Below are 729 nucleotides of genomic sequence, written 5' to 3' on the forward strand. Positions count from 1 at the left end.
GGACGTGATACCGCCGCACCCGACCGTCATGGGTCACCCCATCAGCAGCCATTCGTTGAAGCGCTCGGCGAGCGGGTCGTAGTTGGCGCCCCAGTAGTCGCTGTCCATCAGGTAGAGACCCTTGACGTTCTCCGGCGCCGTCGGCAGAACCGCGGCGCGCTCGGCCGGGATGAAGTCGTAGGCCTTCTTTGCCGACGGGCCGTTGGCGACGTTCTGCGAGTAGATCGCCTGCTGCTCGGGGCGGGCGCAGAAGCGCACGAATTCCTGCGCGGCTTCCATGCGCGGGGTGCCCTTGTGGATCGACCAGCCGTCGACCGAGTAGAGCCCGTCCCACACCATCTCGACCGGTGCGCCGGCTTCCAGAGCGGCATAGGCGCGGGCCGACCAGGTGTCGGTCATGTCGACTTCACCGGACTGCAGGATCTGGGTGTTCTGCGCGCCAGCGGTCCACCAGACCGCGACATGTTCGCGGATCTCGTCGAGCTTGGCGAAGGCGCGGTCCACGTCCAGCGGGTAGAGGTCGGCCGGTGCCACGCCATCGGCGAGCAGCGCCATCTCGAGCGTGCCCCACGGCGACCGGTAGAGACCGCGACGGCCCGGGAAGTTCTCGACGTCCCAGTAGTCGGCCCAGTTCTGCGGCTTGGCGCCCGGCAGCTGCGCGGTGTTCAGCACCATGTTGATCGAGAACACCGAGAAGCCAAGCCAGTTCGGCATGACGGTGCCCGGCAC

Annotated in this window: 1 protein-coding gene; it reads right to left on the reverse strand. The window is 67.5% G+C overall.

Annotation, left to right across the window (positions count from 1 at the left end; translation table 11 throughout):
- Window positions 1-33 precede the first annotated feature (33 nt).
- Window positions 34-729: extracellular solute-binding protein (locus tag HC022_RS28075; protein ID WP_167454548.1), on the reverse strand; the 696-nt coding region annotated here is incomplete at its 5' end.

This window comes from Salipiger sp. HF18 (genome assembly GCF_011806505.1).
GTDB lineage: Bacteria > Pseudomonadota > Alphaproteobacteria > Rhodobacterales > Rhodobacteraceae > Salipiger > Salipiger thiooxidans.